The sequence below is a fragment of the Pseudomonas entomophila genome, assembly GCF_013523165.1.
GTDB classification, from domain to species: domain Bacteria; phylum Pseudomonadota; class Gammaproteobacteria; order Pseudomonadales; family Pseudomonadaceae; genus Aquipseudomonas; species Aquipseudomonas entomophila_A.
In genome coordinates, this window is record NZ_JAAMQI010000040.1 from 1 (window position 1) to 14,981 (window position 14,981).

Annotated in this window: 12 protein-coding genes; 7 read left to right on the top strand and 5 right to left on the bottom strand. The window is 67.3% G+C overall.

The annotated features are described in order from the left end of the window. Positions 1 to 117 precede the first annotated feature (117 nt). Both cysS and G7Z99_RS19210 read right to left on the bottom strand, forming a co-directional pair. Positions 118 to 1,500, bottom strand: a complete 1,383-nt coding sequence (gene cysS, locus G7Z99_RS19205) for a cysteine--tRNA ligase (protein WP_181096652.1) — start codon at positions 1,498 to 1,500, stop codon at positions 118 to 120. A 9-nt stretch (positions 1,501 to 1,509) separates the two neighbouring features. Further along, positions 1,510 to 3,213, bottom strand: a complete 1,704-nt coding sequence (locus tag G7Z99_RS19210; RefSeq protein WP_181096654.1) for a glutamine--tRNA ligase/YqeY domain fusion protein — start codon at positions 3,211 to 3,213, stop codon at positions 1,510 to 1,512. 240 nt (positions 3,214 to 3,453) lie between these two features. Between G7Z99_RS19210 and G7Z99_RS19215 the strand changes: the two genes are divergently transcribed. After that, positions 3,454 to 3,954, top strand: a complete 501-nt coding sequence (locus G7Z99_RS19215) for a peptidylprolyl isomerase (protein ID WP_181096656.1) — start codon at positions 3,454 to 3,456, stop codon at positions 3,952 to 3,954. Continuing rightward, positions 3,951 to 4,673, top strand: coding sequence for a UDP-2,3-diacylglucosamine diphosphatase (gene lpxH, locus G7Z99_RS19220; RefSeq protein ID WP_181096658.1), 723 nt, complete (start codon positions 3,951 to 3,953; stop codon positions 4,671 to 4,673). Before G7Z99_RS19215 ends, lpxH begins: the two co-directional genes overlap by 4 nt. Before the next feature lie 139 nt (positions 4,674 to 4,812). Here the strand turns inward: lpxH and G7Z99_RS19225 are convergent, their stop codons facing one another. From G7Z99_RS19225 to glcC, 3 genes are all read right to left on the bottom strand, one after another. Next, positions 4,813 to 5,694 carry a TIGR03915 family putative DNA repair protein gene (locus tag G7Z99_RS19225; protein ID WP_181096660.1) on the bottom strand — a complete coding sequence of 294 codons (882 nt, stop codon included), beginning with the start codon at positions 5,692 to 5,694 and terminating at the stop codon, positions 4,813 to 4,815. After that, positions 5,691 to 6,911: a putative DNA modification/repair radical SAM protein gene (locus G7Z99_RS19960; protein WP_181096662.1), complete on the bottom strand. Its 1,221-nt coding sequence runs from the start codon at positions 6,909 to 6,911 to the stop codon at positions 5,691 to 5,693. Before G7Z99_RS19960 ends, G7Z99_RS19225 begins: the two co-directional genes overlap by 4 nt. A 116-nt stretch (positions 6,912 to 7,027) precedes the next feature. Then, positions 7,028 to 7,807: a transcriptional regulator GlcC gene (gene glcC, locus G7Z99_RS19235; protein WP_181096664.1), complete on the bottom strand. Its 780-nt coding sequence runs from the start codon at positions 7,805 to 7,807 to the stop codon at positions 7,028 to 7,030. 239 nt (positions 7,808 to 8,046) lie between these two features. Between glcC and glcD the strand changes: the two genes are divergently transcribed. The 5 genes from glcD (at position 8,047) to G7Z99_RS19260 (ending at position 14,845) form a co-directional block, all read left to right on the top strand. Next, positions 8,047 to 9,546 carry a glycolate oxidase subunit GlcD gene (glcD, locus tag G7Z99_RS19240; RefSeq protein ID WP_181096666.1) on the top strand — a complete coding sequence of 500 codons (1,500 nt, stop codon included), beginning with the start codon at positions 8,047 to 8,049 and terminating at the stop codon, positions 9,544 to 9,546. Then, positions 9,546 to 10,598, top strand: coding sequence for a glycolate oxidase subunit GlcE (glcE, locus tag G7Z99_RS19245; protein WP_181096668.1), 1,053 nt, complete (start codon positions 9,546 to 9,548; stop codon positions 10,596 to 10,598). The genes glcD and glcE overlap by 1 nt, the downstream gene beginning before the upstream one ends. Positions 10,599 to 10,605: 7 nt before the next feature. Continuing rightward, entirely contained in the window at positions 10,606 to 11,823 is a 1,218-nt protein-coding gene (glcF, locus tag G7Z99_RS19250; protein WP_181096670.1) for a glycolate oxidase subunit GlcF, read from the top strand. Positions 11,824 to 11,832: 9 nt separating this feature from the next. Continuing rightward, entirely contained in the window at positions 11,833 to 12,231 is a 399-nt protein-coding gene (locus G7Z99_RS19255; RefSeq protein WP_181096672.1) for a heme-binding protein, read from the top strand. 436 nt (positions 12,232 to 12,667) lie between these two features. Then, positions 12,668 to 14,845 (top strand): malate synthase G, encoded by a 2,178-nt coding sequence (locus G7Z99_RS19260; RefSeq protein WP_181096673.1) that lies wholly within the window; start codon positions 12,668 to 12,670, stop codon positions 14,843 to 14,845. The last annotated feature ends 136 nt before the right edge of the window (positions 14,846 to 14,981 follow it).

Sequence of the window (14,981 nt, forward strand, 5' to 3'; positions counted from 1 at the left end):
GGGCCCACAAAGCAGTCGTTGCGTTGACGCAGGTTCTACCAGAATGCCAGACCCACTCCGCGGGGCCGCATTGCGACCCCGCGCGCTGTCAGGACACCCGCAGACCCTGACGCCGCCTCACTCCGCCAACCGCCAGGTCGTGCCACCTTTGCCGTCTTCCAGCACCACGCCCATCGCGGTCAGCTGGTCGCGCACCCGGTCGGACTCGGCCCAGTTCTTCTGCGCGCGCGCCGCCAGGCGCGCCTGGATCAGGGCCTCGACTTCGGCCGCGTCGACCTTGCCTTCGGCGCCAGCGCGCAGGAAGTCGTCGGCCTCCAGCTGAAGCACGCCCAGCACGTCACCCAGCTCGCGCAGGCGACCTGCCAGACCGGCTGCCGCCTGAGGATCGCTGTCACGCAGGCGATTGATCTCGCGCACCAGGTCGAACAGCACCGCGCAGGCCTCAGGCGTACCGAAGTCATCGTTCATCGCCACGGCGAAGCGCTCGGCGAAGGCCTCGCCCCCTGCCGCGGGCACGCGAGGCAGGCCACGCAAGGCGTGGTAGAAGCGTTCCAGGGCACCCTTGGCGTCGCGCAGGCTGTCTTCGGAGTAGTTGATCGCGCTGCGGTAGTGGCTCGCCACCAACAGGTAGCGCACCACCTCGGGGTGGTACTTGGCGAGCACGTCGCGGATCGTGAAGAAGTTGTTCAACGACTTGGACATCTTCTCGCCGTTGATGCGGATCATGCCGCAGTGCATCCAGGCCTTGGCATACGGCTTGCCGGTGGCCGCCTCGCTCTGGGCGATCTCGTTCTCGTGGTGCGGGAACTCCAGGTCGCTGCCGCCGCCATGGATGTCGAAGCTCTCGCCCAGGCAGCAGGTGGACATCACCGAGCATTCGATGTGCCAGCCCGGACGGCCTTCGCCCCAGGGCGACGCCCAGCTCGGCTCGCCCGGCTTGGCCGCCTTCCACAGCACGAAGTCCAGCGGGTCCTGCTTGGCTTCGCCCACTTCGATACGGGCGCCGATGCGCAAGTCTTCGATCTTGCGCCGCGACAGCTTGCCGTAGCCGACGAACTTGCCGACGCGGTAGTACACGTCGCCATTGCCCGGCGCGTAGGCGTAGCCCTTGTCGATGAGGGTCTGGATCATCGCGTGCATGCCGGGGATGTGGTCGGTGGCGCGAGGCTCCTGGTCCGGCGGCAGGATGTTCAGGCGTCGTTCGTCCTCGTGCATCGCTTCGATCATGCGCGCGGTGAGCGCATCGAAGCGCTCGCCGTTGGCATTGGCACGGTGGATGATCTTGTCGTCGATGTCGGTGATGTTGCGCACGTAGGTCAGGTCGTACCCGCTCTTGCGCAGCCAACGGGTGGCCAGGTCGAAGGCCACCATGCTGCGCCCGTGGCCCAGGTGGCAGTAGTCGTACACGGTCATGCCGCAGACGTACATGCGCACCGTGTTGCCATCGAGCGGGGTGAAGACTTCCTTGGCCTTGGTCAGGGTGTTGTAGATGGTTAGCACGAAAAGTCCTCAGCTGCCCCAGGAGTCACGCAGGGTGACGGTGCGGTTGAACACCGGACGACCCGGCTGGCTGTCCTTCAGGTCGGCGCAGAAGTAGCCTTCGCGCTCGAACTGGAAGCGGTCCTCCGGCGCGGCCTGGGCCAGCGACGGTTCGGCACGGCAGCCGGTCAGCACCTGCAGCGAGTCCGGGTTGATGTTGTCCAGGAAGCTGCCGCCGTCCTCGGTCTTCTCCGGGTTCGGCGAGCGGAACAGGCGATCGTACAGGCGCACTTCGCATTCCAGGCTGCCCTCGGCCGGCACCCAGTGGATCACGCCCTTGACCTTGCGACCTTCAGGGTTCTTGCCCAGGGTGTCCGGATCGTAGGAGCAGCGCAGCTCGACGAGGTTGCCGTCGGCGTCCCTGATCGCCTCGTCGGCACGGATCACGTAGCTGCCGCGCAGGCGGACTTCACCGTTGGGCTCCAGGCGCTTGTAGCCCTTGGGCGGCGTTTCCATGTAGTCGTCGCGGTCGATGTACAGCTCGCGGGCGAACGGCAGCACGCGCACGCCCATGTCTTCCTTGGGATGGCGCGGCAGCTCGAGCTGTTCGACCTGGCCTTCAGGGTAGTTGGTGATGACCACTTTCAGCGGACGCAGCACGCACATGGCGCGTGGCGCGGTGCGGTCCAGGTCGTCACGGATGCAGAACTCGAGCATCGACATGTCGACCACGCCGTCGGAGCGGTTGGTGCCGATCATCTCGCAGAAGTTGCGGATCGACGCCGGGGTGTAGCCACGGCGACGGAAGCCCGACAGGGTCGACATGCGCGGGTCGTCCCAGGCCTCGACGTGCTGCTCGTCCACCAGTTGCTTGAGCTTGCGCTTGGAGGTGATGGTGTAGTTCAGGTTCAGCCGGCTGAACTCGTACTGACGGGGGTGCGCCGGCACCGGCAGATTGGCCAGGAACCACTCGTACAGCGGACGGTGACCCTCGAACTCGAGGGTGCAGATCGAGTGGGTGATGCCCTCGATCGCGTCGGACTGGCCGTGGGTGAAGTCGTAGTTGGGGTAGATGCACCAGGCATCGCCCGTCTGGTGGTGATGCGCGTGGCGGATCCGGTAGAGGATCGGGTCGCGCAGGTTCATGTTCGGCGACGCCATGTCGATCTTGGCGCGCAGCACGCGCTCGCCGTCCTTGAACTCGCCGGCCTTCATGCGTGCGAACAGGTCCAGGTTCTCCTCGACGCTGCGCTCGCGGTACGGGCTGTCCTTGCCCGGCTCGGTCAGGCTGCCGCGGTAGGCGCGCGCCTCGTCCGGAGTCAGGTCGCAGACGTAGGCCTTGCCGCGCTTGATCAGCTCCACTGCCCAGTCGTGCAGCTGGTCGAAATAGTTCGAGGCGTAACGCACCTCGCCGGCCCACTCGAAGCCCAGCCATTTGACGTCGCGCTGGATGGCGTCGATGTACTCCTGGTCTTCCTTGGCCGGGTTGGTGTCGTCGAACCGCAGGTGACAGGCACCGCCGAATTCCTTGGCCAGGCCGAAGTTCACGCAGATCGACTTGGCGTGGCCGATGTGCAGGTAACCATTGGGCTCTGGCGGGAAACGCGTGACGATGGTGCTGTGCTTGCCGGCGTCCAGGTCCGCCTGAATGATCGGCCGCAGGAAGTTCGCAGGGACGGCAGGAGCGCCTTTGGCAGCGGCGTTCGGAGCGTTGTCGGCAGTGGGCTTGCTCATGTGGATCCTTTGAAGACGGGTAAACGGCCATTGGGTAGGCCGACTGAATCAAAGGGCTTATCATAGCCGAAGCAGTCAAGCCGCTGACAGCCGGCCGCCGAGAATCTGCCGTGTTTTATCGCCAGGCCACGCCCCTCGCATGACGCGACGTGTGTCCTGGCCCTGGAAACGTGCGTCAGGTCTTGCGTACGCCCGTTGGCGGACCCTCTTCATGAACGTCTTGAAAAAGCGAGTTCCCGCATGTCCAAAGTCAAACTGAGCACCAACCACGGCGACATCGTTCTGCAACTGAACACCGAAAAAGCGCCACAGACCACCGCGAACTTCGTTCAGTACGTCAAGGAAGGCCACTTCGACGGCACCGTGTTCCACCGTGTGATCAAGGGCTTCATGATCCAGGGCGGTGGTTTCGAACCGGGCATGAGCCAGAAGAAGACGCGTGCCTCGATCCAGAACGAGGCCGACAACGGCCTGAAGAACACCAAGTACAGTGTCGCCATGGCCCGTACCATGGACCCGCACTCGGCCTCGGCGCAGTTCTTCATCAACGCCTCGGACAACGCCTTCCTCAACCACAGCGGCAAGAACACCCAGGGCTGGGGTTACGCAGTGTTCGGCGAAGTGATCGAAGGCCGTGACGTGGTCGATGCCATCGAAGGCGTGGCCACCGGTTCCAAGGCCGGCCATCAGGACGTGCCGAAAGACGACGTGATCATCGAGAAAGCCGAGATCGTTGAGTGATCCTGCTGATCTCCGACCTGCACCTGCAAGAAGAGCGCCCGGACATCACCCGGGCGTTTCTCGCTTTGCTCGACGGCCGTGCGCGGAGCGCCAGCGCGCTGTACATCCTGGGCGACTTCTTCGAGGCCTGGATCGGTGACGATGGCATGTCACCGTTCCAGCAGTCGATCTGCCAGGCGTTGCGTGCGGTGAGCGACCGCGGTACGGCGGTGTACCTGATGCATGGCAACCGCGACTTCCTGATCGGCCCAGGGTTCTGCGAGGCTGCCGGTTGCACACTGCTCGACGACCCCACCGTGGTGGACCTCGGGGGCGAGCGCGTCCTGTTGATGCACGGCGATAGCCTGTGCACGCGGGATGTGGGCTACATGAAGCTGCGTCGGTTGTTGCGCCATCCGCTGACCCTGTGGGTCCTGCGTCACTTGTCGCTGGCCAGCCGGCAGCGCCTGGCGCGCAAGCTGCGCAACGAGAGCAAGGCGCAGACGCGGATGAAGGCCACGGAGATCATCGACGTCACCGCCGAGGAAGTGCCTCGGGTCATGGCGGCCCATGGCGTGCGCACGCTGATCCATGGGCACACCCATCGGCCGGCGATCCACAAGCTGATGGTCGACGACGAGCCGGCGCGGCGCATCGTGCTGGGCGACTGGGACCGTCAGGGCTGGGCGTTGCAGGTGGACGACCAAGGCTTGCAGCTGGCGCCGTTCGCAATCGGGTGAGCTGGACGTCAGCACCTGCGCACCGCCAACGAACCCTGAACACCGCTTTCACGTTTTTCCGACATTCACTTGGGCACACTGATCTGGCTTCGAAACGTTCTTGACCCGCTGCCCTGGCGGGTTTTCTTTTTTCTGCGTTTCAGCCGTCTGCCCTGCCCTCGCCTGCCTTTTCCTGCCTGCCGGTGCCCACGGGCCCATGGGCGATCCGCTTGCCCGCCTGCTGCCCGACTTCCACGGCCTGACCGTCACGCTGCTTGCCATGCCGCGCCTGCCCCACCAGATGGGGAATCAGGTCGCCCTCCGGCAGATGGCGCCAGAAACGCCCCGGCATGTGCATGCGCATGGCATCGGGGTTGAGCCGTGCCGGGTTGAAGATATGCCGGTAGTAGACGCGCCACAGTTCGGCGCCCGGGTCCTCGGCGTGCTGGGCCCAGGCCTGCCAGTGCGACGGGCAGACGCGGCGATAGTCGAAGGCCGCGCCGTCGTAGTGAATGCCGTCGAGCGGTGTCGCGATCAGCCAGCGTTGACGGCCCAGCCGCTCGGCGAAATGCCCGCTGGCGCTTTCGAGGATGTCGTGCGCCGGCTCGTGGTAGGCGATCAGGTCCAGTTGCAGGCGCTCGGCGACCGCTTCGGGCAACGGCACGAAACGCAGGAACGCGTGCAGGTGATGGGCCTCGCGGTTGACCTGCTTGATGCGCCGGTGCAACTCGCTGCCCAGACGATCGCCGGGCAGCATGGCGGTACGGTCGCCATGGGCGACCCGCCAGAGCACCTCGTAGAGCAGGTTCCAGCGCTGCTCGCCGCAGTACCGCGAGGCGTGCTCCAGTTGGCCGAGCAAGGTCCCGGGAATGCGTGCGCGAAACGGCCCGAGGCCGTCGGGCAGCGGGCGCGGCACGGCCAGCAGATCGTCCATCGGCCCCTGGGCCCAGTTGACCTGGGACGGATCGATGCCGTGGCTGAGCAGGGTGCGTGCCTGGTCGCGCCAACAGGCGAAGCGTTCCTCGCAGTCGAGTGCGATCACCCCCACAACCCCATCTGCACCGGGGCCTGCGGCTCGCGCAGGCGTGCACGCAACAGGCTGCTGCGCACGTCCGCCTCTGGGGGCCGGTAGTCGCTGGTGACGATGAAGGGCCTGGCCTTTTCCAGCACGCAGCGCAGCTGGATGAGGTCGTCGTAGCGGATGCGACGCTCGCGGCGCAAGGCCACCAGCCGCTGCACGCTGCGCATGCCCACGCCAGGAATGCGCGCCAGTACGGCCGGCTCGGCGCGGTTCACGTCCACCGGGAAGACGTCGCGGTTGGACAGCGCCCAGGCCAGCTTGGGATCGATGTCCAGGTCCAGGTTGCCGGCCTTGCCCAGCAGTTCGCCGGCCTTGTAGCCATAGCCACGCATCAGGAAATCGGCCTGATACAGGCGATGCTCGCGCAGCAGCGGCGGCGCGGCCAGGGGTACGCTGTCAGGGCTGTCCGGGATGGGGCTGAACGCCGAGTAGTACACCCGCTTGAGACCGAAGCCGGTGTACAACGACTCGGCGTTGCGCAGGATGGTACGGTCGTCGGTGGTGTCGGCACCGACGATCATCTGCGTGCTCTGCCCGGACGGCGCAAAGCGGGGAGCCCGCGGCTCGCCTGCCACGTTCAGTTGGCCGCGCTGGATGGTGCCCATGGCCTGGCGGATGGTACTGGCCTGCTTTTCCGGGGCCAGCCGCTTGAGGCTGTCGTCGGTGGGCAGCTCGATGTTGACGCTCAGGCGGTCGGCCAGGCGCCCGGCTTCCTCGATCAGCAGCGGATCGGCATCCGGGATGGTCTTGAGGTGGATGTAACCACGGAAGTTGTGTTCTTCGCGCAGCAGGCGCGCGACCTGCACCATCTGCTCCATGGTGTAGTCGGCCGAGCGAATGATGCCGGAGCTGAGGAACAGCCCGCTGATGCAGTTGCGGCGGTAGAAGTCCAGCGTCAGGCGCACCACTTCCTCGGGCGTGAAGCGGGCCCGGGGCACGTTGCTGGAGCGACGGTTGATGCAGTATTGGCAGTCGTACAGGCAGAAGTTGGTGAGCAGGATCTTGAGCAGGGACACGCAGCGCCCGTCAGGCGTGAAGCTGTGACAAATGCCCATGCCATTGGTCGAGCCGATGCCGTCGCGCCCGCGCGAGCTGCGCTTGGGCGCACCGCTGCTGGCACAGGAGGCATCGTACTTGGCGGCGTCGGCGAGGATGCCGAGCTTGGCGATCAGCTGCATTGGCGCACTCTCTGGACTGAATATTCATACAGTATTTGTAGAGAGGTTCCTACGCAAGTGCTGGTGGTCGGATAGACCCCGTTCGGGCCTGGAACCCTGCCCACCTGACCGGTGGTTCAGCCCCAGCCTTCCAGGCGCATGGTGGCACGGACCAGGCGCTGTTCCTCCTGCTCGATCTCGCGCAGATGGTCGCGAACGCTGTGGATGTGATCCCGCGCGGCCCGCAGCGCCTGCTCGGGCAGTTGCGCCATGACGGCGTGGTAGAGCCGGGTGTGCTGACGGTCGATTTGACGCTTGAGGGCCGGCCGGCAGTAGAGGTTGTTCACGCAGGCGAACACCGTGCTCAAGGTCAGGTCGCTGAGGGTCTGCAGGGTGTGCACCAGCACCGGGTTGTGCGAGGCCTCGCTGATCGCGCGGTGGAAGCCATGGTCCAGGCGGGCCTGCTCGCGGGCGTCGTGCCGCTGCGGGCCCTCGTGGGCGGCGACCATCTCCTGGAACCGACGCGTGATCAACAGGCGGTCCACCTCGGTGGCGCGCAGGGCAGCGAGCCGTGCGGATTCGCCCTCGAGCAGGGCGCGCACTTCGAGCAGGTCGAACAAGGTGCGCGGCTGGGAGCTGAACAGGTGCATCAGGGGGGTGGTGTGATCCGCCCGGTCGAGATCGGCGACGTAGGAGCCACGCCCATGCTCGGTGTCGATGATGCCGCGACCGCGCAGGATGCGCAGGCCTTCGCGCAGGGCCGAGCGGGAGCATCCGAGCTTGTCCACCAGACGACGCTCGGAGGGCAGGGCCTGGCCGACCTTGAGCACACCGTCGACGATGAGCTTCTCCAGGCGCATGGCGACCTGTTCGGCAACCTGGAGCCTGGCAGGTGCCGGGGTGGACGAGCTGAGCATCGCAAAATCTCCTGAACTGGTCGGACCAGTGGCGCACGGCCATGTCGGTCTCGACACAGCGTAGTCCAGGAACCGAGGGTCCGCAGGTCATGCAGCGCCTGGTCCGACACGAACTGGTCCGACCAGTCGTCTGTGGCCTCGACAGTGGCCATGGCCCCCGGCACGCTCAGGCTGGCGAACCCGTCCTGCCCCATGGCCAGCGCCGGGCGCTGCGGCGACCACAAAAACAAGGAAGCGCCATGAACCTCCTCTACGACGAGCGCGTCGACGGTGCATTGGCCCGCGTGGACAAGGCCGAGCTGCTCCAGCGGCTGCGTGCCGAGCTGCCGGACCTCGACCTGCTGCACAGCCTGGAAGACCTGCGGCCTTACGAATGCGATGGGCTGTCCGCCTACCGGGTGGTGCCGCTGCTGGTGGCGCTACCCGTGCGGCTCGAACAGGTCCAGGCGCTGCTCCAGGTGTGCCATGCCTTGCGGGTTCCCGTGGTGGCCCGTGGCGCCGGCACCGGGCTGTCCGGCGGCGCCTTGCCGCTGGAACAGGGTGTGCTGCTGGTGATGGCGCGCTTCAATCGGATTCTCGAGGTCAACCCCGCCGGCCGCTTCGCCCGTGTGCAGCCGGGCGTGCGCAACCTGGCCATTTCCCAGGCTGCTGCCCCGCATGGCCTGTACTACGCACCGGACCCTTCGTCGCAGATCGCCTGCTCGATCGGCGGCAACGTGGCCGAGAACGCCGGGGGCGTGCATTGCCTGAAGTACGGGCTGACCGTGCACAACCTGCTGAAGGTGGAGGTCATGACCATCGAAGGCGAGCGCATGACCCTGGGCAGCGACGCGCTGGATGCACCGGGCTTCGACCTGTTGGCGCTGTTCACCGGCTCCGAAGGCCTGCTGGGCATCGTCACAGAAGTGACCGTCAAACTGCTGCCGATGCCCCAGGTCGCCCGGGTGCTGCTGGCCAGTTTCGACACCGTGGAGCAGGCCGGGCGCGCCGTGGCCGACATCATCAGTGCCGGCATCATCCCTGGCGGTCTGGAGATGATGGACAACCTGTCGATCCGCGCGGCCGAGGACTTCATTCACGCCGGTTACCCGATCGAGGCCGCGGCGATCCTGCTGTGCGAACTCGATGGCGTAGAAGCCGACGTGCACGACGACTGCCAGCGGGTCGAGGCAGTGCTGCGCGCCGCCGGCGCCACCGAGGTGCGCGTGGCGCAGGATGCAGCCGAGCGGGCGCGTTTCTGGGCCGGCCGCAAGAACGCCTTTCCGGCGGTCGGGCGGCTGTCGCCGGACTACTACTGCATGGATGGCACCATCCCACGACGTGCCTTGCCCGGCGTGCTCGAGGCCATCGCCGCGCTGTCGCGCCAGCATGGGCTGCGGGTGGCCAACGTGTTCCACGCCGGCGATGGCAACATGCACCCGTTGATCCTGTTCGACGCCAACCAACTCGGCGAGCTGGAGCGCGCCGAGGCGCTGGGCAGCCGGATCCTCGAGCTGTGCGTGGCGGTCGGGGGCAGCATCACCGGCGAGCATGGGGTAGGCCGCGAGAAGATCAACCAGATGTGCGTGCAGTTCAACGGTGACGAGCTGACCCTGTTCCATGCGGTCAAGCAGGCCTTCGACGCGCAGGGCTTGCTCAACCCGGGCAAGAACGTCCCGACCCTGCACCGCTGCGCCGAGTTCGGTGCGATGCACGTGCATCAGGGGCAACTGCCCTTCCCCGACCTGGAGCGCTTCTGATGAGCACCGATCGCGATGCCAGTGCCGCGCTGCTGGCGCAGGTCGAACAAGCCTTGGCCGAAGGCACGCCCCTGCGTATCCAGGGCAGCGGCAGCAAGGCCATGCTGGGCGAGGCCGTGCACGGCCAACTGCTCGACACCCGCGCGCACTGCGGCATCGTCAGCTACGACCCGACCGAACTGGTGCTGACCGCGCGTGCCGGCACGCCTCTGGCGGAGGTCGAGGCGGTACTCGCCGCCGCCGGCCAGCGGTTGCCGTTCGAGCCGCCGCACCTGGGCCCTGGGGCGACCCTGGGCGGCATGGTCGCCGCGGGCCTGTCCGGCCCCCGCCGTCCCTGGGCCGGCTCGGTGCGCGACCATGTCCTGGGCACCCGGTTGATCAGCGGCCACGGCACGTTGCTGCGCTTTGGCGGCGAAGTGATGAAGAACGTCGCCGGCTACGACCTGTCGCGGCTGCTGACCGGCAGCTTCGGGTGCCTGGGGGTGCTCACCGAGGTCTCGTTGAAGGTGCTGCCCGCCCCGCGGGCCTGTCGCAGCCTGCGCCTGTGCCTGAGCCGCGCCGAAGCGCTCGCGCAACTGACCGCCTGGGGTCAACAGCCCTTGCCGATCAGCGCGGCCAGCCATGACGGCCAGGCCCTGCACCTGCGCCTGGAGGGCGGTGAAGGCTCGGTGGCTTCGGCAGCGGACCGCCTGGGTGGAGAACCCTTGGCAGACCGCTACTGGACCGACCTGCGCGAGCAACGCCTGGCGTTTTTCGCCAGCCCGGCGACGCTGTGGCGCCTGGCCTTGCCAAGCGGCAGCGGCGAACTCGACCTGCCCGGCCAGCAGTTGCTCGACTGGGGCGGTGGCCAGCGCTGGCTCACGTCCGAAGCCGCGGCCGAGGACATCCGTCACGCGGTGGGCACGCTCGGCGGGCATGCCACCCGGTACCGTCAGGGCGCAGCGGGCTTCCATCCCCTGCCCGAGCCGCTGCTGCGCTATCACCGCAGCCTCAAGCGGCAACTGGACCCCAAGGGGATCTTCAATCCAGGCCGGCTGTACGCCGAGTTGTGAGGTCGTCATGCAAACCAACCTGAGCGACGAGGCCAAGCGCCTGCCGCGGGCCGACGAGGCCGAGCGGATCCTGCGCTCGTGCGTGCATTGCGGGTTCTGCACGGCGACCTGCCCGACCTATCAACTGCTCGGTGACGAGCTGGACGGGCCGCGCGGACGCATCTACCTGATCAAGCAGGTGCTCGAGGGCGAGCCGGTCACCGCCAAGACCCAGCAGCACCTGGACCGCTGCCTGACCTGCCGCAATTGCGAGACCACCTGCCCCTCGGGGGTGCGCTACCACGACCTGCTGGACATCGGTCGGGCCGAGGTCGAGCGCCAGGTGCCGCGCCCGTTCGGCGAGCGCGTGCTGCGCGAAGGTGTGCGCCTGGTGGTGCCGCGCCCGGCGCTGTTCGACGCCTTGACCCGGACTGCCAAGGCCTTTCGTCCGCTGCTGCCCTCGCCGTTGCGCGACAAGCTGCCCCGCACGCCCCAGGCGGCCAAGCCACGCCCTCAGCGCCTGCATGCCCGCCAGGTGCTGTTGCTCGAAGGCTGCGTGCAGCCGACCCTGTCGCCCAACACCAACGCCGCCGCGTCGCGCGTGCTCGACCGCCTGGGCATCGGCATCACACCTGCCCGCGAGGCCGGTTGCTGCGGCGCCGTGGACTATCACCTCAATGCCCAGGACACAGGGCGGGTACGTGCCCGCCGCAACATTGATGCCTGGTGGCCGGCGCTGGAGGCCGGCGCCGAAGCCATCGTGCAGACCGCCAGTGGCTGCGGCGCGTTCGTGCGCGACTATGGCCACCTGCTCAAGGACGACCCGGCCTATGCCGCCAAGGCGGCCCGGGTCAGCGCCTTGACCCGTGACCTGGTCGAGGTGCTGGCGCGGGAGCCCTTGGAGACCCTCGCGGTGCGCAGCGAGCGTCGGCTTGCCGTGCATTGCCCCTGCACCCTGCAGCATGCCCAACAGCTCGGCGGCGCCGTCGAAGCGTTGCTGACCCGGCTCGGCTTCAGCCTCACCCCGGTGCCTGACGGCCACCTGTGCTGCGGCTCGGCCGGCACTTACTCGCTGACCCAGCCGGCGTTGTCGCGGCAACTGCGCGACAACCGCCTCGATGCGCTGGAAAGCGGCCACCCCGACCTGATCGTCACCGCCAACGTCGGCTGCCAGGCCCATCTCGACGGCGCCGGGCGTACGCCTGTGCGTCACTGGATCGAGCTGCTGGAAGACGCCCTCACCTAGGAGCTTGTCATGCAACGCAAGGCCGTACTGGAACACACCGACATCACCCGCCTCCTGGCGGCCGCGCGTGAGGAGGCGCAGCGGCACGGCTGGGCCGTGAGCATTGCCGTGGTCGACGATGGCGGCCACCCCCTGGCGTTGGCACGGCTCGACGGCTGCGCGCCGATCGCCGCCTACATCGCCACCGAGAAAGCCCGCAGCGCGGCCCTGGGGCGGCGCGACACCAAAGGCTACGAAGACATGGTCAACAGCGGCCGGATCGCGTTCGTGAGCGCCCCGCTGTTGACTTCGCTGGAAGGCGGGTTGCCAGTGCGCGTGGACGGCCAGGTGATCGCCGCGATCGGCGTGTCCGGCGTCAAGGCCGAGCAGGATGCCCAGGTTGCGGCGGCCGGCATTGCGGCGCTGTGAACAGGGTGCCAGGACGTGCGGGAGGCGGTTTGCCGGGGACAGGGAGGGGGAATGTGGCGGCCCTATCGCCGGCAAGCCGGCTCCCACATCCGCTCTGCAAGCGGCAGCTGCAAGTGCAAGTGCAAGTGCAAGTGCAAGTGCAAGTGCAAGTGCAAGTGCAGACTGCAAGCCACAAGCCACAAGCCACAAGCCACAAGCCACAAGCCACAAGCCAAAGACTGAGAGCCCTGTGTCCTGGTGTCCAGCGTGCGACTGGGCTTTGCAGCGCGTCGCGTTGTTGTGGGAGCAGGCTTGCCTGCGATGCAGGCGCAGGACATGTCGGCCCAGAACCCGCCAGGTCGGCCTGCTTCTGTCGACATCGACCCCTGGGCGCACCTGAAAGGGCATGCCCATGGGCTTGCCAGCTTGACCTGAATCGAACGGACGGAGAGTACCCATGAGCGAACGTGTCACCTGCCACCGCCTCGGTGTGGCCAGCCCCCTCAAACGGTTCATCGACACCGAGGTGCTGCCGGGCACCGACCTCGATCCGGCAGCGTTCTGGCGCGGCTTCGACGCGCTGGTGCACGCCCTGGCACCGCGCAACCGGGCATTGCTGGCCGAGCGCGAGCGCTTGCAGGCCGAGCTGGACGCCTGGCACCGCGCCCATCCCGGCCCGGTAAAGGATCTGGACGCCTACCAGCGTCACTTGCAGGCCATCGGTTACCTGGTGCCGGTGCCCGACCAGGTGCGGGTGCGCACGGCCAACGTGGACCGCGAGATCACCGTTCAGGCCGGCCCGCAGCTGGTGGTACCGGTGATGAACGCCCGCTACGCGCTCAATGCCGCCAATGCCCGCTGGGGTTCACTGTACGATGCGCTGTACGGGACCGACGTGATCGCACGCGATCCGCAGGCGGACGTCATGCGCGGCTATGACCCGGCTCGTGGCGCCCAGGTGATCGCTTTCGCCCGTGCGTTTCTCGACCGCACCTTCCCGCTCGACGCGGCGTCCCATGCCGAGGCCACCGCCTACGCGGTCGTGCAGGGGCAGTTGCAGGTCACGCTGAGCGACGGGCGCCAGGTCGGGCTGAGCGACTCGGCGCAGTTCGTCGGCCATCAAGGCGAGGCCGCGGCGCCCCATGCCGTGCTGCTCGTTCATCACGACCTGCACGTGGAGATCCAGATCGATCGTGACAGCACCATCGGCGCCAGTGACCGGGCCGGGGTCAAGGACCTGCTGCTGGAAGCGGCGCTGACCACCATCATGGACTGCGAGGATTCGGTGGCCGCCGTGGACGCCGACGACAAGGTGCTCGTCTACCGCAACTGGTTAGGGTTGATGAAAGGCGACTTGTCCGAGCCGGTCAGCAAGGGGGGCCAGTTCTTCACCCGCACCCTGGCAGCCGATCGGCACTATCAGGGCCGCGAGGGCGCGCCGCTGACCCTGCCGGGGCGCTCGCTGCTGTTCGTGCGCAACGTCGGCCACCTGATGAGCACGTCGGCCATCGTCGATGAGCAGGGCCAGCCGATCCCGGAAGGGCTGCTCGACACGGTGGTCACCAGCCTGGCGGCGCTGCACGACCTGCGCCGCCGTGGCAACTCGCGCACCGGCAGCGTCTACATCGTCAAGCCGAAGATGCACGGACCGGCCGAAGTGGCCTTCGCCGCCGAGCTGTTCGACCGTGTCGAAGACCTGCTGGGGCTGCCTCGGCATACCGTGAAGATGGGCATCATGGACGAGGAACGACGGACCAGCGTCAACCTCAAGGCGTGCATCGCCGAGGCGATCGACCGGGTGGTGTTCATCAACACCGGCTTTCTCGACCGCACCGGTGACGAAATGCACACGGCGATGGAAGCCGGGGCGATGCTGCGCAAGGGCGACATGAAAGGCACGGCGTGGATCCAGGCCTACGAGCGCAACAACGTCAGCGTGGGCCTGAGTTGCGGGCTGCGGGGGCATGCGCAGATCGGCAAGGGCATGTGGGCGATGCCGGACCTGATGGCGGCCATGCTCGAGCAGAAGATCGCCCATCCCCAGGCCGGTGCCAGCACGGCCTGGGTGCCCTCGCCCACGGCAGCGACCCTGCATGCCTTGCATTATCATCAGGTGGACGTGCGCCAGGTGCAGTGCGCGCTGGAACGCGAGCCGTTCGCTGCACAGCGCGATGTGCTGTTGCGTGACCTGCTGAACGTGCCGGTCAGCCCTTCGCCGACATGGAGCGCCGAAGAGGTCCAGGCCGAACTGGACAACAATTGCCAGGGCATCCTCGGCTACGTGGTGCGCTGGGTCGAGCATGGTGTGGGCTGCTCGAAGGTGCCGGACATCCATGACATGGGCCTGATGGAAGACCGGGCCACCCTGCGCATCTCGGCGCAGCACATCGCCAACTGGCTGCACCATGGCGTGGTCAGCGTCGAGCAGGTGCAGGCGACGCTCGAGCGCATGGCGCGGGTGGTGGATGGGCAGAACGCCGGGGATGCCAGCTACCGCCCGATGGCGAGCGCTTTCGAGACCTCTCACGCGTTCCGGGCAGCGTGCGATCTGGTGTTCAAGGGGCGCGAGCAGCCTAGCGGGTACACCGAGCCGTTGTTGCATGCGTGGCGCGTGAGGTTCAAGCGGGAGGCGTGAAGGGTTCTGCCCTTGCGCCCCTGTAAAACCGCTGGCCCTGTCGCGGCCCGGCAAGGCCGCACAGTTTGGACGCCATGGTAGGTCTGACAGACCAGGGCCATGCCCATAGGAGGGCTTGTCTGCGATGCAGGCGGTG

What these genes read in the sequence shown, in the direction of transcription:
- G7Z99_RS19210 (WP_181096654.1), bottom strand. Translation starts at nt 3,213, where the DNA reads ATGAGCAAGCCCACTGCCGACAACGCTCCGAACGCCGCTGCCAAAGGC.
- G7Z99_RS19215 (WP_181096656.1), top strand. Translation starts at nt 3,454, where the DNA reads ATGTCCAAAGTCAAACTGAGCACCAACCACGGCGACATCGTTCTGCAA.
- G7Z99_RS19960 (WP_181096662.1), bottom strand. Translation starts at nt 6,911, where the DNA reads ATGCAGCTGATCGCCAAGCTCGGCATCCTCGCCGACGCCGCCAAGTAC.
- glcC (WP_181096664.1), bottom strand. Translation starts at nt 7,807, where the DNA reads ATGCTCAGCTCGTCCACCCCGGCACCTGCCAGGCTCCAGGTTGCCGAA.
- glcD (WP_181096666.1), top strand. Translation starts at nt 8,047, where the DNA reads ATGAACCTCCTCTACGACGAGCGCGTCGACGGTGCATTGGCCCGCGTG.
- glcE (WP_181096668.1), top strand. Translation starts at nt 9,546, where the DNA reads ATGAGCACCGATCGCGATGCCAGTGCCGCGCTGCTGGCGCAGGTCGAA.
- glcF (WP_181096670.1), top strand. Translation starts at nt 10,606, where the DNA reads ATGCAAACCAACCTGAGCGACGAGGCCAAGCGCCTGCCGCGGGCCGAC.
- G7Z99_RS19255 (WP_181096672.1), top strand. Translation starts at nt 11,833, where the DNA reads ATGCAACGCAAGGCCGTACTGGAACACACCGACATCACCCGCCTCCTG.
- G7Z99_RS19260 (WP_181096673.1), top strand. Translation starts at nt 12,668, where the DNA reads ATGAGCGAACGTGTCACCTGCCACCGCCTCGGTGTGGCCAGCCCCCTC.